At 45.0% G+C, this 20244-nt stretch carries 15 protein-coding genes; 1 reads left to right on the plus strand and 14 read right to left on the minus strand.

Going from position 1 to position 20244, the window contains the following annotated elements; all coding sequences use genetic code 11:
* Positions 1 to 668: 668 nt before the first annotated feature.
* The 11 genes from QOL74_RS13585 to QOL74_RS13635 all read right to left on the minus strand — a co-directional run bounded on the left by QOL74_RS13585 (position 669) and on the right by QOL74_RS13635 (position 14698).
* Positions 669 to 2579: an alpha/beta fold hydrolase gene (locus QOL74_RS13585; protein WP_283410036.1), complete on the minus strand. Its 1911-nt coding sequence runs from the start codon at positions 2577 to 2579 to the stop codon at positions 669 to 671.
* A 109-nt stretch (positions 2580 to 2688) separates the two neighbouring features.
* On the minus strand, positions 2689 to 3444 hold the full coding sequence (locus QOL74_RS13590; RefSeq protein ID WP_283410037.1) for a MerR family transcriptional regulator: 756 nt from the start codon (positions 3442 to 3444) through the stop codon (positions 2689 to 2691).
* Positions 3445 to 3636: 192 nt separating this feature from the next.
* On the minus strand, positions 3637 to 3906 hold the full coding sequence (locus tag QOL74_RS13595; RefSeq protein WP_346771755.1) for a DNA alkylation repair protein: 270 nt from the start codon (positions 3904 to 3906) through the stop codon (positions 3637 to 3639).
* A gap of 53 nt (positions 3907 to 3959) precedes the next feature.
* Complete coding sequence (locus QOL74_RS13600; RefSeq protein ID WP_283410038.1) at positions 3960 to 7007, minus strand: fibronectin type III domain-containing protein; 3048 nt, start codon at positions 7005 to 7007, stop codon at positions 3960 to 3962.
* A gap of 485 nt (positions 7008 to 7492) precedes the next feature.
* Positions 7493 to 8215, minus strand: a complete 723-nt coding sequence (locus QOL74_RS13605; protein WP_283410039.1) for a DNA alkylation repair protein — start codon at positions 8213 to 8215, stop codon at positions 7493 to 7495.
* Between the two features lie 101 nt (positions 8216 to 8316).
* On the minus strand, positions 8317 to 8760 hold the full coding sequence (locus tag QOL74_RS13610) for a hypothetical protein (RefSeq protein WP_283410040.1): 444 nt from the start codon (positions 8758 to 8760) through the stop codon (positions 8317 to 8319).
* A gap of 209 nt (positions 8761 to 8969) precedes the next feature.
* Complete coding sequence (locus tag QOL74_RS13615) at positions 8970 to 9542, minus strand: hypothetical protein (RefSeq protein ID WP_283410041.1); 573 nt, start codon at positions 9540 to 9542, stop codon at positions 8970 to 8972.
* A gap of 131 nt (positions 9543 to 9673) precedes the next feature.
* Positions 9674 to 9898 carry a hypothetical protein gene (locus tag QOL74_RS13620; protein WP_283410042.1) on the minus strand — a complete coding sequence of 75 codons (225 nt, stop codon included), beginning with the start codon at positions 9896 to 9898 and terminating at the stop codon, positions 9674 to 9676.
* A 6-nt stretch (positions 9899 to 9904) separates the two neighbouring features.
* On the minus strand, positions 9905 to 10924 hold the full coding sequence (locus QOL74_RS13625; protein ID WP_283410043.1) for a type II TA system antitoxin MqsA family protein: 1020 nt from the start codon (positions 10922 to 10924) through the stop codon (positions 9905 to 9907).
* A gap of 218 nt (positions 10925 to 11142) precedes the next feature.
* Entirely contained in the window at positions 11143 to 12402 is a 1260-nt protein-coding gene (locus tag QOL74_RS13630; RefSeq protein ID WP_283410044.1) for an McrC family protein, read from the minus strand.
* Entirely contained in the window at positions 12395 to 14698 is a 2304-nt protein-coding gene (locus QOL74_RS13635) for an AAA family ATPase (RefSeq protein ID WP_283410045.1), read from the minus strand. Before QOL74_RS13635 ends, QOL74_RS13630 begins: the two co-directional genes overlap by 8 nt.
* A 412-nt stretch (positions 14699 to 15110) precedes the next feature.
* Between QOL74_RS13635 and QOL74_RS13640 the strand changes: the two genes are divergently transcribed.
* Entirely contained in the window at positions 15111 to 15704 is a 594-nt protein-coding gene (locus QOL74_RS13640; RefSeq protein WP_283410046.1) for a type IV toxin-antitoxin system AbiEi family antitoxin domain-containing protein, read from the plus strand.
* Positions 15705 to 16577: 873 nt separating this feature from the next.
* Here QOL74_RS13640 and QOL74_RS13645 read toward each other — a convergent pair.
* From QOL74_RS13645 to QOL74_RS13655, 3 genes are all read right to left on the minus strand, one after another.
* Positions 16578 to 17730 (minus strand): IS3 family transposase gene (locus tag QOL74_RS13645; protein ID WP_283410047.1). Its coding sequence is split into 2 segments (ribosomal slippage): positions 16578 to 17460 and positions 17459 to 17730, totalling 1155 coding nucleotides; the frame shifts between segments, so codons are not numbered across the junction.
* A 133-nt stretch (positions 17731 to 17863) separates the two neighbouring features.
* Complete coding sequence (locus QOL74_RS13650) at positions 17864 to 18376, minus strand: hypothetical protein (protein ID WP_283410048.1); 513 nt, start codon at positions 18374 to 18376, stop codon at positions 17864 to 17866.
* Positions 18377 to 18502: 126 nt separating this feature from the next.
* Positions 18503 to 19717: a hypothetical protein gene (locus QOL74_RS13655; RefSeq protein WP_283410049.1), complete on the minus strand. Its 1215-nt coding sequence runs from the start codon at positions 19715 to 19717 to the stop codon at positions 18503 to 18505.
* Positions 19718 to 20244: the final 527 nt, after the last annotated feature.

Genomic DNA, 20244 nt, shown 5'->3' on the forward strand with positions numbered 1-20244 from the left:
ATTCTCCTTAACTTAGTTAGATATTGCGTATAGCGTCTTATTCCCGTCACTCAGTTCGCTTTATCTCCCATTTCAGTAGGTGTTCGCGAACCTTGGTTCGGTAATATCGACTTCTTTCTGTCACACTGCAAAGCCTTTTGTCTTTACTCTTCCAACATTTTATCAATCAGACTCTATGCTTCTCATCGAATCAGCGCTCTACAACACCGCAAATACATCGTTTTTCAGTTAACCCGTGACGGGGTGTCACCTCCCGTTATTTTGCCAAGGTATCTGGGCAATGGGTGTTAATCGTGTATTGCTGCCACAAATAGGCGAAAAACCTCTTACAAACCATTATACAGGTTTTATGCGTCATCAGTGAGAATATTCCTTCATTTTTATAGAAGTACTGCTTAATAGAAATTCTGTTACCACCTTTTCACCACTTGTTCCAGAGTGCTTGAATAACTGTGTGCCATAAAATTTCAAAAATGTCTACGGAGCAGATCCCCTTTAGTCTGACATTTCCTCCCACATTAAATCCCACATTGCATACCTCCGTTTTTTGATAATGACTGAAAACAGTGAAGGTGCGCGACGCATGTATTGCATAAAAAACGACCCTGACCACATCCGGTTTTGGGAATGTTGTCGGGGTCGTCTATTGGCGATTGAGTGTCTGTATTTTACTTCAGCGCTTTGGAAAAGAAATCTGCCAGCGAGTCTTCCACGGCTGCTGTCACATCCGGCTGGTTGCTGTAAAAACCATAGCCATGATCAGCGTTGGGTACGACAATGATCTCTGCGGCTGCATAGGCTTCTGCCACTGCCTGGTTAACACCAGCCCGAACCACATCATCCTGGTCGCCGAAAACCACCAACATGGCACCGTCGTAGTTGGTGATGTTTTCCAGTGGGCGGGAGGCAATCATTTCTTCAAACCAGTTAAGGCTCAGCTGCTGTACCTGTCCCCACTGGGTGGTGAAGTCGGCATACCCTTTTTCGCTTTGGGCTTCTGCGTAAAGTTCGTCGAATGCTTCCTCACCGCCCAGGAAACTGACCATCATTTCCTGACCCCAGTCGGCAGAGGGTGCCAAGAGCCCCATGGCTTGATAAGGCTGATTATCTTCGCTGCCAATGTGCAGCGCGATTCTGCCGCCCATGCTGTAACCCATGATCCCCAGACGCTGGGAGTCAATGGGGTAATTGTCCAGCAGGTAGGCCAGGCTGGCATTGGAATCGGAAATCATGTTGGAGAGATAGTTTTCAGTGAAGGGTTGCGTGCTGTCGCCACAACCGGGGAAGTCCATGCGAATGGTGGCAATACCACGATTGGCCAGGGCTTCTGCCACACCACCAAATCCGCTGTTTTCCTGTCTGCTGCCGCCATGCCCATGGTTCATCACCACTGCAGGGAATGGGCCGGCTCCCGCAGGTATCACCACAGTGGCGGGTACCATGCGGTCACCGTTCATGATGCTGATTTCTTCCGTGGTGTACGCTGGTTGCAGGGTGGCAGCAAACCAGTTGACGGTGGCGTCGATGAGCTGGTCAAAAGCTGTCATGTCGCCGGTAAAGATATTGAAAGTGTGGTCAGCCCCTTCCAAAATCAACTGTCGGGAAACGGGGTTGGCTGAGGCTTCCACAATCAGGGCAGCGTTAATGGGGTCAACAACAGTGTCTTCACTTCCATTGATGGCCAGTACCGGGGCATCGGAATAACTGAACACCTCCAGCACATCTGTGTTGTAAACATCGTCAAACCATTGGAGGCTGACGCGCAAGGGGCTTCTCCAGCCAAATTCCCGGAGGAAGAAACCATCTGCTTTGGCAGCTTCATACTCTTCTTCAGAACCGGCAATGGTCATGTCAGGCGCACCTGCCCATGTCACCACTGACTGGAAGGACCGGTTGTGGGCGGCGGCCAGCATGGCAATGGTACCACCCTGGCTCCAGCCCATGACACCGATGCGGGTGGCATCGACTTCCTGAAGGTTTGCCAGGTAGTCGAAAGCGGCATTGGCATCTGAAACGGCGGTGTCGAAATTGTATTCAATATAATCCACCTGACTGTCACCCGTACCGATGAAGTCAATGCGAATGCTGGCAATGCCAGCTTCTGCCAGCGCTGGAGCGGTGAGGATATAGCCGCCTCCTGCTTCGTTCTTTTCTGAGCCGGTGCCGTGAAGCATCACCACGGCGGGGAAGGGCCCTTCACCCACGGGCAATGTCACGATGCCCGGTATCTGGTAATCGCCATTGGGAAGCGACACATTGTATTCCATGTACGCTGCCTCCTCTGGCTCTTCCACGATGACTTCTGTAATGGGCGGGTCGAGTTGGTCAGCTGGCTCAGTTTCCAGTGCCGGAGCAGGTTCGCCGGGTACTGGAATGTTCAAGGTGGTGCCAATTTGAAGTTTTCTGACGTCACGCACCCCGTTGAGTTCCGCGATTTCATTCCAATCAACACCGTACGTGATACCCAGATCCCACAGGGTGTCACCTTTCACCACGGTATAAGAAAGAGCATACACACTGGTGAAGCTGACAAAAACCATCATTGTCACCAAAAACAGAGCTGCGATTTTTCGCTTCATAAACTTCATTACCCCTTTCATGAGTAGCCAAATGATGATGCAGGTACAAGGCAACCTATTTGCCATAGTTGTACTACCCAAAAAAAGGGGCTTTAATTGTTTATCACGCTTATTGACAGTAAATTTGCAGGGCGTCTCTTAAAAATACGGCGCACCCTTCTGCAATGTCATCATAGTACTTTTTGAACCGGGGGTCGTCCACATAGGTCTGGGCCAGACTGAGATGCGCTTCCTTTGAGTAGTGGTTCCAGAAATGTCCCAGCCATTGTTGGTGCAGGGCGCATACCGTCTGAGCCGCTTCACTGGAAGGGTCGCCCTGCTCAAAGGCCGCCTTAAGTGATTGGTTGATTTGCTGGGACAACGCCTGTGTGGCCTCGTATGCTTCCGCTGTTAATCCCATCATTTTGGCATTGCTGGCGTCAACAACGGCGTCACCATACGTTTCACGGATTTCTGCGCCGTATTGCTTCTCATTGTCTTCAATCATTTGCTGTTTAAAGCCTTCAAATTTTTCTTTGTCACTCATGGTTATTTCTCCTTTCGATGCGGCGATGGTTTTTTCCACATTGGCAATGAGCCGCTCCATCTGCTGCTTTTTTTCTTTCAGCGCCGCCAGATGACTTTGCAGCGATGTAACGGCATCGTAGTCTTTGGAACTGATGATATTCTTGATTTCATCAAGGGGCATGCCCAGTTCCCGATAAAACAGAATTTGCTGGAGCAGGTCAACTTCCTGTTGTCCATAGACCCGGTACCCATTGCTGCTGGTTCTCTTGGGTGATAACAGCTGAACTTCGTCGTAATAGCGCAGTGTTCGGGTACTGACTCCTGCCAGTTTTGCCAGCTGGTTGATACTGTATTCCATTTTGTTGATCCCTTCCTTCTGTCTTCTGGTAAAGCGTCCGGACTTTCCTGCCAATTCATGATCATAGGTACATGATAAAGGATGACGCAACGTTAAAGTCAATAGATGTGCAAAAAAAATTCCCTGATCACATTTTTGACAACCATGTCACCAGGGAAGCTTGTAGTTAATCAGGTTTGGCCTGCTTTTTCATTATTTCTCCATCGCAGCGGCTTTCAGTTCTTTAGGCATTTTTTCAATGGCATACCTCAGTGAGGTTCGTGGCATCTCGGTCTTCCTTTTCATGACGTAATCATGGATCTCCTGCTGATGTGCTTCGCTGGCGGCCTTCAGCATCCATCCGTACCCCTTTCGCACCAGGTCGTCCTGATCCATGAGAAGGATATCGGCGATCTCCAGGATGTCACTTGGCAATGATATTTCTGCAGGTACAATGGTACATCTGAGAATCTTTTTTCCAATTCCATGCCGAACCGCTTTAGTAAATGATACTCTGTTTCAACGAAACCATGCTGCTAGTGGTTAATCAATGCTGCTTCAACAAGAAGATTTCTGATCGCCGTTAGTGATTCTGCATGGGTTAATGTACCTTTGGGATCCAACGTACCATTTTGCCTGCCCTTAAATATGTCAGCGTCTAACACTCTGCCAACGTGCACAGCTGCCCAATTGGACACGCTATATGCATCCGTGTAAGCAGCCAATCTGCCTGCTTTATTTTCCTGGATTTTGACTAAATCCATGGCTTTTGAATACATGACCATTGCTTCTTCTCTGGTGATGGTGGCATCTGGCTTAAACGCCCCGTCGGGATAACCTTGAATGATTTTCCACTCATTTGCTATGAGGATACTTGAATAATCTTTGTTTGCCGCGATGTCAGTAAACTTATTCACGACTGGCAGCCCTTCTCTGTACAACCCCAGGGCCCGCACCATATAAGCTGCAAACTCTGCTCGTGTTACCGCTTTATCTGGTAAGAAGCTCTCATGATCCAGCAGCACCAGTCTTGCCGCCATATCATTGACATGTTCTTTTGACCAATGATCCTGCACTGAATGAACCTCCACGAGATTCCATATGGCAGAATAGGCTGAGTTTGTTAATGATTGAAGTTTTGCATACCACTTACCCTCTTTTTCAAATACCTCCGTTGGAACATGGGCATATGAACCATCTGAATTTATAACGATTCCTGTTGTCACTTTGCTGGGATCTATCTCTGCCGGTATTTCCATGATCCGTTCAACATAGGTGCTGAATCGGTTTATTGACACTTCTTCTACTTCACCTTCCTGATTGGTTGTTCTGGCTGAAATATTGAAAGCTACTGGTTCAAAGATTAATTCATGCCCTTGTGCCTGCGAATAGCTTTTCAGCGCTTCAATTTCTTCCATTGATAATTTTGTAAAGGTAACTTCTATTTCAATATCCTTAAGGGATTCTGTCTTGACACCCAGCAACGCGGCTACTTGATCCACAGTGAGTGCTTTGACGTCCAGCCTGTATTCAATCGTTTCTTCCTTCACAGATAACTTAAAATTGTTCTTTTCCAGTTCTTTAACGGTCTCACCCGATAAAATGACCTTTATAACGTCTTCCAGCTTTCCTACAGGCACAACCACTTCATTACTGCCCTGGTTCTCTTTTGTTGCTGCCTCAACCAGTTTGAACATCTCTTCTGTATGAAGCACCAGTGTCATTTCTGTTTTGCCATCTACTTTAGTAACTGTTTGGGTTCCTACATTCATGGCTTCGCCATTCACGATCACACCGGCTATCTTTGACGCTTCATTGAATGCTGGTGCCGATGTTTGAGTGGGTTGGCTGGAACCACTGCTGCTATCTTCGCTTCCTCCAGTCCCACCAGTATTACCGGAGTTTGAAGGCTGCTTGAGAACCGTAACTGTAAATGATTTTGTTCGAGTGGCGTCATTTTTAGTAAGAGTGGCGGTTAATATCACCTGCACATTAGCACCTGTGGGTCTTGTCACTACCCCTCGGGCACTAATGATTTCAGGATTATTCGAATGCCACACAATGGATGTCCCATTATTGCCCGCTTCCAATAGGGTAATGTTTCGTGTAACGCCTACCGAGGTGTCAGTCCCTGAGTACCCAATGACAAGGGCATCATAATCATGATCAACTCGCTCTGAATCTGTCACAATATGAATGGGTGTCACACTGTTTGAGGCAGGTGAAGCAGCGCCTGTGCCGGCACCGTTTGTGGCTGCAACGGTAAAGGTATATGCCGTGTCATTTGTCAGTCCTGTAACTGTTACGGGACTGGCTGTGCCTGAAGCGGTTAGTCCCCCCGGGTTTGATGTAACGGTGTAGCCTGTAATAGCGGATCCTCCATTTGATGCTGGTGCAGTAAAGCTGATGATGGCTTCAGTATCCCCGGCGAAGGCTGTTACAGCCGTCGGTGCACCTGGCACCACTGCATTCACTGCAAAACTTCGACTCACTTCTGCAGCTGGCAAATACGAAGCATTGCCTGCCTGGTTTGCATGAATGGTTGCTGTACCCGCTGTGAGAAAGGTTAGCTCTCCTTCGGGTGTAATGGTGGCAACAGCTGGGGTGCTGCTGCTAAAGTAGACAGGCAATCCTGAGGTGGATGTTGCGGTAAGCGTTGGGGTTGTCCCAAAGTTTTGGGCCCCGGGATTATTAAAGGTAATCATCTGTATCAATCTTGGTGCCACACTGTTTGAGGCAAATGAAGCAGCGCCTGTGCCTGCCATGTTTGTGGCTGTGACGGTAAATGTATAGGCCTGACCATTTGTCAGTCCCGTAACGGTTATGGGACTGGCTGTGCCTATAGCTGTTAGTCCCTCCGGATTCGATGTGACGGTGTAGCCTGTGATAGCGGCTCCTCCATTTGAAGCTGGTGCTGTAAAACTGATGGTCGCTTCAGTATCCCCGGCGTCGGCTGTTACAGCCGTCGGTGCGCCTGGTGCAACTGGATTAACTGTAAAACTTCGACTCACTTCTGTAGCTGGTAAATACGAAGCATTGCCTGGCTGGTTTGCATTTATGGTTGCTGTGCCCGCTGTGATAAAGGTTAACACTCCTCCAGACGTAATGGTGGCAACACCTGGAGTACTGCTGCTAAAGTGGACAGTTAGTCCTGAATCCGCTGTGGCGGTAAGCGTTGGGGTTGTCCCGAAATTCTGTGCCCCGGGATTAGCAAAGGTAATCGTCTGTATCGCTCTTGGTGTTACACTGTTTGAGGCAGATGAAGCAGGGCTTGTGCCTGCACTGTTTGTGGCTGTGACGGTAAAGGTATAGGCGGTGCCATTTGTCAGTCCTGTAACTGTTATGGGACTGGCTGCGCCTAAACCTGTTAGCCCCCCGGGATTCGATGTGACGGTGTAGCCTGTGATGGCGGCTCCTCCATTTGAAGCTGGTGCTGTAAAGCTGATGGTCGCTTCAGTATCCCCGGCGTCGGCTGTTACAGCCGTCGGTGAGCCTGGCACCACTGGTGCCGCAAATGCGATGGGTGCCATAACCAAAGCCATCACCTGCAGTATGATACTTAACATCACAATCCTTGCAAGCACTGAATCCCTTCTTCTGCTGACCTTATTATTTTTTGTGAAATTGATCATATGTAACCGCCTCTCCAAGTTGATATAACTGCAAGCCCGTATAGTGTTCGCTGCCTTGCGAACCCTGCATCAGGAAATCCAGGCTTTAAGAGACACACCATCTCATCTGACATTCTGCATGCTCGAGCATACCGCCGTTGCAAACTAAAGGTTGCAGCACCTTCGACCCCATCATACCTTCGGGTATTGGTGTTTCATTGGGTACCACATTTTATTTTCTCTTGATGGTCTTTGAGAGTATCCGTTTACTCTTTGGTGCCGGTGTAGGTGAAAGCAGTGCGGATCATTTTAATGTGGTTTCCTTCGTCTTTTCCAGTTCTGATATACTAGCCATTACCAAATATCAATGGAATGGAGGTTACATTACCTCCGTTCCCGAACTTGTACCGAACTTGTTTGGGAAGCAAGTGGTTAATCAGGCTTGGCCTGCTTTTTCATTATTTCTCCATCGCAGCGGCTTTCAACTCTTTAGGCATTTTTTCAATGGCATACCTCAGTGAGGTTCGTGGCATCTCGGTCTTCCTTTTCATGACGTAATCATAGATCTCCTGCTGATGTGCTTCGCTGGCGGCCTTCAGCATCCATCCGTACCCCTTGCGCACCAGGTCGTCCTGATCCATGAGAAGAATATCGGCGATCTCCAGAATGTCACTTAGAAATTTTCCTCTTCTTGCCGGGATGATCAATGTCACTGCAGCGGCCCTGCGCATCCACCTGTTGCTGTCTTTTGCGAACTCCTTCAATTTGTCCAGGTATTCAGGATACCTTTCAATAAACGTTCCCACCGTGTGATTGCATAATGTATCACAGGAAGCCCAATTGCTCACGTATTGATTGATCCACCTTTCAAACACCTGGAAATCGCTGGGTTCATATTGCTCACGAAGGTAGTACGACCAGTTGCATGCAATGAAAGATTCTTCGATATAACCCGAGCTCCACAACTCTTCGCATAGGTCAAAAATTTCCGGCTTCGTTTTTGATGCCATCAGTTGATAGGACTCTTTACTGATCCTGTTGACGGTTGGCACTTTCACGCCGTAATAATTGATCTTTTCCTTAAAGTAATGCTGACTTGTGGCCTTCGTCTTTTCATCAATACTGTTCTGAAGGGCATCCCGCACTGTTTTGATTATTTCTGCCTTCGTCAGTTCAATCACCCCACCCATTTGGTCAATATGAAAAACAATTCAAGTGACACAGGTGTTTCCACGATTTCACCGCCGTTTGTTATTACATTGATACACTGATTTAACCTCGTTTATCCTGGAACGACGTATGAGCTCACAAAAACCCCTCGCAAAGCTCCTTGGTAGTGATTGATTTTGATCACCGTTACCTTGTCTCTCAGGCTTACAGCCTCACCGTCTTCTTCACGTAGATGTGTGTAACGAAACATCATTCCCCACCCAATGGTTTCATCTTCGCCTACGTACTGCACTTCCGTCACACTGTCTTTCGGTGGCACAATGACGGCAAATTTCCCATCACTTGCTTCCATTTGAAATATGATAGACCCACTCATTTCACCATTTTCCACCTTCAGGAGAATCGCATCGATGCGTTCCTGAAGATATATTGGTGCTTCTTCATAGGTAAGCAGTTCATAGGTTATGTCTTCATAAGCTGTTTCCTTGGTACAGGCTGTCATCAATACCATGATCATGGTTAACGAGATAATGAGAAGTGTACGACATTTTTTCATATCCGCCTCCTTCGTTGCAAGCCCTCCGACGTGATTGCCATCGAGGTTGCAGCACCTCCGTTTCCAGTATTCTGGACTCCTCTCCGCAAGTTACAATACCCAAGTTGCAACACCTCCGTCCCCAGCAAACCCACCCCAGCAAACCTTTGGATTTTCGCAGTTCTGATTCATTGATTCATCCATCTCGTTAGATATTGTTTATAGTGCAATCAGGCAAAGGGTCTACCGGAAATTTTTTGAATCAGACGGCAAAAATCATCCCACTTATCAGGAAAACCGTTGGAACCACTCTTCCTCAAGATTCTCCCCTGGCGCTGTATCTCCACCTGCCACTGGGTACCATCCAGTACTTGGCTGTTTTCATAACGTCTTTTCCAGTTTAAAAGATCCATATCCTTCAGCTGACCCGGCAGGTTTTTCAGCGTCTTTACCGCCAGCCTTTTGCTGAAAACGGCTTCCGGATCATCCAATGAGTGTGTCCGGATTATCTGCCGAGCGGCAAAATCAATGTGCACCTGGGTGAAGCCGTCGAAGTATCCACCCACAGAGGCTTTAAAGCCTGTGATTTCACCATAGGCTGCCTCTTCAGCTTCTAAACGGTTCCATTGATAATTACAGTTCTGGCAATGGAATTCCGGATCATCTTCCATGACGCAGCATCCCCCAAGAACCACTTTGCCCTTCTCTGCCTCTTCTGCCAACTCCACAGTGGGATAACCATACACGATGGGTATGCTGTCACGCTTTCCACAACGCGGACACTTCTTGTAGTTAATGGCCATGGCGTACTCCTTTCCTGCCAACTCATAAGACCTTCCGCTCCATATGTTCTCGGAGGCGAAAATTTTTCAATTTCTTCGAAGGATAATAGGAAAAAAGATGTTCATTTTTCAAGGTATTAGTCATCTGAAATTTACTCTACTATCTGATACCCCAATAGGTCAAAATAGTCCTCCAGCTTCGACACAATCACCTCTTTGTCCACACCAAAAGAGAGCTCCGATTTATAAGAATCATCAATGAGCTCCAGGCAATCCACATAGATTTGCTTGTGTTTACTGGTGATGGGTGTGAAGAAATTGGCCGGGATGATGGTGAAGAGGTCGATGGGAGTCACCTCCAAACTGGAGAGTTGCAAACAATTTTAATCGATGGACAATTTTTCTGCATATAAGAACGGTATGATGCAGTTTCTCTCAGTGCATTTAAACCCATCCTCTTCGTGCATTTTGTCGATAATCTCCTGTGCATTCAGATGACCTAACTCAGAAATGACTGCATCCAAAATTTCAATTTCCTCCTCAGTGAGCTCCTTGATTCGAAAGCCTTCAGCTTGATAAAATTTATATCCCATGCGCTCAGGGCCGTAAACAACCCTCTCAAAGACAACACCGTCCAAATCAAGAATCTGCTCATACCCCACAGGTACGGCACCCATGGGCAATGCGCTGTAAACAAGCCCGGTAATAGATTTTCCTCGTCTCTTATAGCTCACATTGTCTCCATACCATAGCATCTTCATCAACTTTACTTTGTGAAGACTGTTTACCTGAGCGGCATAATAGTTGATCATTTCCACCACTTTGTTCAGATTAAGCTGGGTACCACCGGTTATCTGGTCATCATTGTATCCTGCATAAAGAGCTTGAATTGAATCAATCAGATATTGATTGTGCGTCTTCCGGAATTGTTCGCTGGCAATTTTAAAGTATTTTGCATAGGCCTTATCAGAAATACTGCCTCTGGACCTCATCAGCATCTGGAGAAACCATTTGGGATCTGTGTCGATTTTCCTGAGTACATCATCATGGGCACGGTCCTGCACCTGATGATTTTCATATCTTGTAATGGTAGCCATGCCCCAGTCCAGGATCTGGGAAAAATCCTTCTGGCTTACCCCATACTTTTCCCTGATTTTAATGATTTCACCTGATGTCAAAAGGCCAGCCTTTTCCCGGCAAGCATCTTTCATCGCCAGACTGTTTGCCTTAATCATCTCTTCAGATTCCAGGTATTCATCTGCATGATCACAATACTCATAAGTCGCTTTGAAGGTTACTTCTTCGCCCTTATATTCCGCCGTATCAGTCAGCATCACTGTTTGAACTTCATGCACTTCCATACAGATGAGGCATAATTTTGTTTCCTGATTAATTATTCTCATTTTTATCACCCTTCTTATATGGAAATAGGCTATCGTTAAAGTTCCACATAAGATTGTACTTCAAGTTTTGATTCTGTCCTTTTGATTTCTGTCATCTGCTTCATCTATAGTGTATCACTCCCTATGTCCATGGTCAATATTTTTGGTATCATTTGATACCTATATGCCTTCGCGAGTTACTGGGCTTTCTGCCATCAGATCCCTCCGTTCATCTCTTTTCAGATAAAAAACGCTTCCTCCAAATCAACCTGCTGTACATTCACCCTTATACCCTCTTCTCCATTCTGAATGGTAAAGCAATAGTTTACAGGTTCTGCCTGGTCCATGAATTTAGGGTATACCAGGGTGATGTCATCACATCGATAACGCACTCCATAAGCCAGCATCTGGTAAATATCTGATTGTGATACCCCGACACCGCTAATGGAGGGCTGATCAAAATTTTCGTCAGCATATCCCATTTGGATCTCTTTGTACTTTGCATCATAGATTCGCACTACTTGATCCCCATTCAACACTGCAACATCCGGTTTCAACATTACTTTATGCTTTCCATCCATGACTGCTAAGTAGTCCACCGGCCCTTGGGTCTTAATTGTTTCACCATGGTTCAGTTGGTCTTTCACCCATTTGGTCACATAGCACTCAAACAAGGCGTTCACCGGCACCAAAAAACTGAACACCGTGTCTTTGCCTTGGTTGATGTTGGGCCCCATGTTATGAAAAAACAACTTCGCCATGTTAAACACGGGTTCATACTTTGAGTTAAGGCGGTCAAAGGTCACCTGCTGCCACAACTCGCTGTTTATGGAAATGATGTCAACATCTTCAAACCATAACAATGCCTGTTGTAGTTTTTTTCGATGCTCTGCAACCTTTGTGCGCTTAATGAGTAAACTTATGACGGTTTTAAAAATGGAATTCAGCAGGATGTTTTCAGTGAAATGATCATACCGAACCCAGTGCAAATGCTTCCGAAAGCTGTTTTTCTTCAGGGTGTTGAAAAAGTCGATTTTACCTTTAATAAATGCCTGGTTTTCTTCGTCCACCCGGTATCCGCGGTTCATGTCCCGCTTTAGGCAAACCAGCAGTTCATCCACGAAAATGCCGATGAATAATTCCAGTAAGTCGTGCTGGCTTCTCCCCATGGACTGGGTGTTTGGCAGTTTTTTTACGCCGCCAAAGCCGGAAACCGAAAGCAAGCGCATCAGTACATCAAATGATCGTTGGTAGACAGCTTCATCTTTTGCATTTCTGGATATTTTAGGGTATATCAACAACCTGGTATGCTGCATTTGAACAAATCCCACCAAGCGATTAACGGTTAGCTTCCCGTTCGCCTGCAGATTTACGATGTTATCTCCCAACCATTCCCCCAGTTTAATCAAATCTTCTATTTGCTGTGGCTTCAGGGTAAGTTGATGGGGCGTGTCTTCAAAGATTCTAATGACATCTTCTTCTGCCAAGTGACTACGCATTGGGTTTCTCCAAATAGATACTTCGAAGGGCAGCTTCGAAGGGAGAATAAGGGCTATCACCTTTTCCACGGCTCAGATGACGCACATTCCCATTTTCATCATAAAAAGCATTGCCTGCTATGGTCTTCAGTGTGGTGGCATCGTTGTAAAAATACTCGCTTAACAATGGCAAAATCCGGTAATACCAGGTTTGGTACAGGCTGTTGAGTGTTTCAATGCCCATAAAGTAGGCGTGTCCAATGCGGTGATCCCTGTCGTAGTTGGCTTCGATTCGCTTGTTCAGTGCATCCATCAGCTTGGCCAAATCAATGGTGTCGTTGACCAATGGGCCTGCATTGTTCAGCACATTTGGGTCAGGCTCTATCTCCACAAAGGTAAACCTTCGACGTAATGCAGTATCGATGGTCGCCAGAGAGCGATCTGCCGTGTTCATGGTGCCAATCACGTACAAATTACCGGGTACCGAGAATTCTTTTCGGGAGTAAGGCAGTACACAACGCATGCTGCCTCGTTTATCCTGCTCAATGAGAGTGATCAGCTCACCAAATATTTTGGCAATGTTGCCTCTGTTTATTTCATCAATCACCATGTAATAAGGCTTTACAAAACGTTTATCTTCAATGCTTTGCTGCTCCGGGCTTTGCTCCCTGATCATTTCAATGATGTCAGAAACATCCATTCGGTTCAACTGATAGACAGTTTTCATGGTCAGGTTTTTATGGCCGTTGTATTGATGGATATTGATGGGATATTGCAAATCCTTGAACCAGTCCACTTCCCGGCGATGAGGATAATGACCGTCCCCCTGGAACTGGTAATCTGACTTGATAACTCCCATCATACGAATGGTTTGAGGGCTGTCATAGACTAACACCACATCGCCCACTGTCATTTCATTGACGAAAGCGTTGATTGTGTTGGCATTTTGGGTTGGTTTTCCCCCATATTCGCTCTTGTCCCCCAGTTTTTCCATGATTTCTTCCACGGAAAATTCGCTTATGTCTTCTCCCCGCAGAAATCCAATGGCAATATGATTGTCTTGAAGGCACTCATTGTAGACACTGGTGTCTTTACGGTCACCCAGGGACACTTTCCACACAGCGCTTCCAGCCCGTATTTTTTCCACATACCCCACATTGCTTTCTCGCTTGATTAACTCTTTTTCGGCATTCATACAGTGTTCTTTAAACAGTCCGTTTTCAACCCGGTAGCCCACTTTATCGCCAGCTTCATTCTCTTCCAACACCGGGCGAATGCCTTCAATAAATTCTTCGTATGCGTATGCCTGGTGAAAGGTAATGTTTTTAACCCGGCCTTCTGCTTCAGCAACGCCATAGCCGCTGTTTTCGTTATAATAATGCCTTTCAAAAACATCAATGATTTGCTCCGTTGCATAAGTTTTCCCTGTTCCCGGAGGTCCGTACAAGATCAGATTAGGGTTAAACTGCAATAAGCTGGCAAAAGGACCATACGTTTCATCGTCAACCATGTTTTCAGCATCGCCATTACCTGTTGCAGGCGATTTTTCATTCACTGTCTTCACAGGGCTTCTCCGTCTGCCCACAAGCAAGTTGTCATACAGGGTAATGGGGTTTGACACCCTAAAAAAACCTTTCTCACGCAATTCATCAATAACATTTGTTAAAAAGGTCTTTTTCTGCGAAGCATTATCCTGAGTGGCGTAATGATTCAGCTCTTTAATGGTATACCGCTCACCCACTTTATTGCGTTCAAGATAAAGATTGTTAAACTCATTGTATGTATGGAAAACGCGATCTTCAAATCGTTCAACACCATTGATTCTCATTTCATCCAGGTTGTTGATCACCACTCGGATGTCGCCGGCCTTAAACCCTGCATCAGTTTCTTCCAATGCAATGTACACATCCACCAAGTTGTCCTTAAACTCAATGTCTTCCGGCAACGGGCAATTTTCCGAGGTTTTTATCGGAATAAAACCAAGGTTTTTGACGCTCTTGGTAATCTTGTTAACCAGATTTAAATCATGGATAAAGTGCTTGTAGCGGGTAAACTCGTTGGTGACACTCACGTCATCAAAGATTTTCACCTCATCAAAAAGGAGTGCCCCTATTTCCTTGCCCTCCCGCCTTACTTTGGCATACTCACGTGCTTTCCACAAAGCGATGATTTTGCCTTCATAAGCAATGAACACTTGATCACCCAACTCAACTTCGCCGTACCAGGGATTTCCCTGGTCTCCCGCTGCATAGTATCGACCACTGATTTGGTCATCGAACTTTTTTGTGAATTTACCAAGAAAGATGCGTTGGCTCACGGTATCACTCCTTCCACTGGCACTATTAAAATTCATCGCTATCCTGAATAATGCTCCACTTCAGCTTTCACTTGGTCTGGTGCAATCACATAAAAAGCTTTCAGCTTCTTCAACTGATGCTCTGCATCGCTGTCAGCTTTATAGAAGTGCGGTTTTTCAAATGAACCGGACGCTGGGTAATTGCTTCTTTCAAAGAATCAAGTATCGACATAAGGAGCCTCCTCAATATTATCATTTTCGGTTAGAGGTTCAAGCAAGAGGTTTCAGGGCCTCCGGAGGTTACAGGGCCTTCGTCCCCGGCGAACCTTTCGTCCCGATTGTTCCCAGGTCATTTTGAGTGCGCTTTGTTGTTACATTGTTTGCTTTCGCGCCCACATCATTTATAATTAGGGCGTGAAAGCAAGGTGATGTTATGACCAGTGTTGAAAAACTTAGTTACTTGCTCAAGAAGAACAAGGGATTCCTAAAAACCTCAGATGCTGTCTCTTCAGGTATTTCAAGGACAGTTCTGGGTGATTTTGTGCGTAAAAACGGTCTGGAGCGTGTCGCGCATGGTCTTTACATGTCACAAGACGCCTGGGAAGATAACTTGTTCGTGATCCAGGTGCGCTACCCGGAATCGGTATTTTCCCATGAGACAGCCCTCTATTTATTAAACCTGGCAAATCGGGAACCATCTCCCTTTTCTGTTACTTTGCGAACTGGCACCAACTCAGCGAGACTATCCAAAGAAGGCATCAAGGTTTATAAAGTGAAAGAAGCCCTCTTCGACCAAGGTATTATTGAAACTATCTCGCCCTCGGGGCACACAGTTCGAACCTACAACGCCGAACGAACCATTTGCGATTTGTTCCGCAGCAGGCGAAACATCGAAATCCAAGCTTTGCAGGATGCAGTGAAAACCTATGTTCATCTAAGGGATAAGAATATTCCATTGCTGATGCGTTATGCAAAACTGTTCTCGGTGGAAAAAATGGTGCGTCAATACTTGGATGTGCTTTTATAGTGCTTTTTTAGAGAACCTTTCACATATACCAGCAATTAACGCGGTTCACTACCATTGCTACGCAATGCAGAGCTGATTGTGAGTGAAATTGCTGATGATCCTGGAATAATTGACTTGTGGCATCGCTATCAGCAAGAATTTGATTATGCGGCTGACGTTCATTGGAATCAAGTGATGGAGTCAGTTGTCCATTTGGTAATAATTGTAAAGTGAGTCAGCCTATTCCGATGCAATCACTGGTGATCAGCATATTGCCCCGCCCACACCGCTTCCTGCACCAGCTTTAAGTCATTCTCCCAGATTGAAGATTGCAGCACCAAGGTTAAAGGTTACAGCACCTCCGTCCACATGATCGTCTCGTCCACATGATCGTCTTGTTTTCTTCATGTAATTTTACTCCCTCCTAATAAACAGTTTATTAATTACTGATTAGATCGAGCTGTCACCTAACGTTTCCGTGTTTAGGACGCCTTCGAGCTGGACAGGAGAGGCTCGACCCGTTAGCGGGGCTTGCCCCCCCAGTGAGAGGGTGTGGTTTCGGGCGACCGTCCCGAACCGGCCCGAACTATGCCCGAAACCTATAATGCACCCCAAAGTCAAGACACAAAATCAAGATTTTTAAGTTTATCTCCCTTCTTGATTTTGGTTTAAAAACGATGATAAGGTAGCTAATGATAGATAGGTTTCAAATGATTAAAACCTCCTCTAAGGGCACGAAGCAGGACCTTATACTATCGAGTGTCTTCGACCGCGGACTAAGTGGCTGCTAGGATGCAGTGTGGTAACAATCGGGCCTCCATGGGAACCGGTCGCCTTGTAAAGGCAAAGCCAACTGCGCTTTGCCGGCGTCCTCTCCCATTTGGCTTAAATTGGTCATGAGGCAATGTGAAGGTGTGGGCCGTGGTAGAGGACTTCAGGACACAGGTCGCCAATGGATGAATGGGGGCGATAGGTGTTGTATTCGTTGATGTAGGCGGTCAAGGCTTTTCGCAGCTGCCGGGGTGATTCAAATTCGTTGATGTAGATCAGGTCATACTTTAAGGTGCGAAAGAATCGTTCGGTTCTTACGTTGTCCAGAGCCTGGCCTTTGCCATCCATGGAGATGCGAATGTTGTGTGTTTCAAGTAGATGAATGTAAGACTCATTGGTGAAGTGGCTGCCTTGATCGCTGTTGATAATTTCTGGTGTTCGGGTCTTAAAGGCTCGGGCAAGACAGGTGAGGACAAAGCTTTTTTCCAGGGTGCTGCTGAGTTCATAGTCAACGATTTTACGGCTGTACCAGTCGATGATGATGAATAGATACATGAATCCCTTTTTCATTCGGATATAGGTAATGTCTACCCCCCATACCTGATCTGGCCGCTGGATAGGCAGGTTTCTCAGAAGGTATGGCCGGATGTACTGGGCGTGGTAGCGCTTGCTGAGATTGGGCTTGGGATAGATGGTGTACACTCCCATGATCCGCATGAGTCGTTGGATCCTTTTACGGTTTACCTGGATGTTGTCATCCCGCCGTATTATTTTGGTTAGGGTGCGGTATCCCCAGGTGGGATGGGCGGTGTGCAGTTCATCGATCCGGTTCATCAGGATTAGCGTTTCTTCCGACACTTCCCGGTCCTTGGGTGGTTCCCGGTACAGGCTGCTACGATTCACACCAAGGAGTTCTGCCTGGCGGCTCAGGGTTAGGCGTTCATTATTAAATTCAGCGCGACTTTTTCTTCCAGTCGGGTCCGAGAATGTCTGCAGATTTTTTTTTCATCCAGTCAACCTCATAGGTCAACTGGCCAATCTTGCGCTCCAGTTCAGCAATATGTTCCTCTTTGGATTCCAGTTCCTTTTCGGCATCGGAAGGTCCTTTCTTAAACACTTCCGGGGCTCGTTCCAGAAACTCTTTTTTCCATCGGGACAGTACCACCGGGCTGACGCTGTACTTCTCTGCAATCTGGTTCACGGTGAATTCCTCTGAGAGGATTTCAAGGACGGCTTTTGTTTTAAATTCGGCTGTGTAATGGGTTCGTTTTCTCATGGTTTCATTATAACTTATTTTCTTGTGTGCTGTGTCTCACCCTATGGGTTCATTATAACCCTTGCGCAAGACTCATTGTTAGACGGCGTAATGAATAGACCCCAAAAACAACCATTCATTTTCTCTATCAGTATCAAATGATGTTGTCTCCCTCTTCTTCAGTCAATTGACTAAGCAATACCTTCCCACCGATTGCAACTACTGCTGCCAAAACCACTATACTGACGCTTTTCAAACTATCGGTACTCAGGCCTTTTAAAAACCGTTTATTGTTCGAATCAAGCTCTTTCAATATTTCCGCTACTTTCATCAAGTTATCAATTAAATTTTTCCTCTCCGATGAATCAATCTCAGGTTTTTGTAATTCTTCTTTAAGAATCTGTTGTGTCTCCCTTAGTCCTTCAACAATGATCGAAAAATCTTTGCTATTGGATTCACTCAAGTTCTTTATGGATTCTTCGAAGTGCTCCAAAGCACCATTTGCAAATTTGGCGAATTCAGGAAACTGTTCGATGACTTTGAACATGACTTCTTTGTCCATTTCAGGCATCATGGCAGCAAATTTAACCACTTTGTCCTTGCTTAAATTTCTCCAATTTTCAATACCGAGTTTTTTCATTATTTGTTTTTCATTTTTGTATTTCATTTTGCTCCTCCATTGTTCTTTACATGTTTCTAAGATAGTTCATTATGCCGTCTAACGGTTCACGTGTTTGCGAAGTGGCAATTCTATCGCTAATTGCCATTTTGCAAACACGTTGTTAAGTGAAGTTTATTGCTCAAATTTTTGTATGCCATCTACTAAAGTTCTATATAATCTATAAAGCTTATCAACTAGATTAATATGCAATGTCTCGGTATCATCAAGTGAATTTATACCAAGACTATTCACAATGTTTTCTTTTATTCTTTCTTGTTTTTCATTTGATAATATATGAAAATATAAAATTCTCAGATCATTCAATATATATAAAGGCGATATCATTTCTTTCATCTCATCATCAAGCTTATCCTTTCGAGATATAAAAAGTAAAATAAACTCAATGAATTTAACACTTCCCCAATTATTGAAATTCTTATTAGGAGTTGTACAATTGCTTTTATAAAACTCCTTTAATCTCTCAATACTAATGGCTTCAATTAGGATTTTATGTAGCGCGCTGATAACTGGCTTTACTTCCATCGAATTGAAAGTAATTGGTTTTCTAATGTCATCTAGTACAGCGATTACTTCATCATCTAAATGATTTAAATCCATTGAAAACTTTAGTTTCATTAAATCATAGAACTTGTTTCTAAGGTTGATTAGTCGTTTTTCAATAATCGGATCACTAAAAATACAACATAATTGTGCTAGATAGAATTCAGACTCAACTATCTTATGATCAGAATCAATGTTATGTATCTTCAAATATGACAAAGTCTCTTCATTTAATTTATCAAGATCACCAAGCCACATAACTACTCTATTATTAGTATTAATGCCAAACGATATTGTAAAAGACTCTTTATATGTGAGATTCCCATATGTCTCTGAAAAAAGATTTAGTTCGTAGTCAGGATCATGCATGAAATAAATAAGTGCTTTTTTATCAAAAAAAACTGGTGTAAGGAATCCATCACCTGTAAGAGCAGTTAATCCTGGTATGTTCTCATAATCTTCATAATCATACTTGAAGTCATATTGAGTGCAAAAAGGATATCTTTTATCTAAATGCCTATGATTAGAAAATACTCTGTCTTTATTTGATTTCATTAATTCATCATGAAGATAAACTATTACTTTTTTTGATTTTTCCGTTAATTGTTTACTCCCACATTTCACACACTTCATCTGAGGAAATCTGTCAATATTAATGTATTTTCCTTCTAATAAAATTGTATAGGGGTCAAAACACAGTTCCATTAAGTTATTGCATTCTCTACATTCATGAAGTGTTAACTCCATATTCTCATCTATAAAGTCTTTTAAAGTTTGTTGTATCATCGCTCAATCTACTCCTTTGTTAATAAATTTCACTTAACGTCTCGCATTGCCGAAGCCTTTGAGCTGGACCCCGAAGGAATGCTTCTTGGCGGAGCTTGTCTCCCAGCGAAAAGGTGTGAATGTCAAGCACTTTTTTCACAGTTATGGTAAGCAGTTCTTTCGTCACGCAGTAAGGAGTTTTTTCCGACGGCCGGTAAGCAGTTTTTGCCTGGAGTCGGTAAGCAGTTTTTTCACCATGACGGTAAGCACTTTTTTCTAAAATCGGTATTTGGTTAAGTCGTTCAAGATCTTGCTCTTTGGCATTTTCAAACACAAGATTATTGAAAAACAAAGGCCTTTGATCAGCCAAATGCGAGAGGGTGCCGGCAAAGCGTCCTTTGCTTTGCCTTTACAAGGCGCCCGGCTCGCATAGAGGCCCCGTGCCTTTCGGGGCCGCAGCCATCTTTTAGCTGTGCTGAGGGTTGACTGAACATTGCTCCGCGGTCATGATTACTTGAATCAACCAGCTCATCCAATGCGCGTCCGTA

Origin of the sequence: Anoxynatronum buryatiense, assembly GCF_900182905.1 — a bacterium.
Lineage (GTDB): Bacteria > Bacillota > Clostridia > Peptostreptococcales > Tindalliaceae > Anoxynatronum > Anoxynatronum buryatiense.

Excerpts from the sequence above, each read along its gene's own strand:
- QOL74_RS13655 (WP_283410049.1), bottom strand. The coding sequence starts at position 19,717 with ATGATACAACAAACTTTAAAAGACTTTATAGATGAGAATATGGAGTTA.
- QOL74_RS13585 (WP_283410036.1), bottom strand. The coding sequence starts at position 2,579 with ATGAAGCGAAAAATCGCAGCTCTGTTTTTGGTGACAATGATGGTTTTT.
- QOL74_RS13625 (WP_283410043.1), bottom strand. The coding sequence starts at position 10,924 with ATGAGAATAATTAATCAGGAAACAAAATTATGCCTCATCTGTATGGAA.
- QOL74_RS13630 (WP_283410044.1), bottom strand. The coding sequence starts at position 12,402 with ATGCGTAGTCACTTGGCAGAAGAAGATGTCATTAGAATCTTTGAAGAC.
- QOL74_RS13640 (WP_283410046.1), top strand. The coding sequence starts at position 15,111 with ATGACCAGTGTTGAAAAACTTAGTTACTTGCTCAAGAAGAACAAGGGA.
- QOL74_RS13650 (WP_283410048.1), bottom strand. The coding sequence starts at position 18,376 with ATGAAATACAAAAATGAAAAACAAATAATGAAAAAACTCGGTATTGAA.
- QOL74_RS13610 (WP_283410040.1), bottom strand. The coding sequence starts at position 8,760 with ATGAAAAAATGTCGTACACTTCTCATTATCTCGTTAACCATGATCATG.
- QOL74_RS13615 (WP_283410041.1), bottom strand. The coding sequence starts at position 9,542 with ATGGCCATTAACTACAAGAAGTGTCCGCGTTGTGGAAAGCGTGACAGC.
- QOL74_RS13590 (WP_283410037.1), bottom strand. The coding sequence starts at position 3,444 with ATGGAATACAGTATCAACCAGCTGGCAAAACTGGCAGGAGTCAGTACC.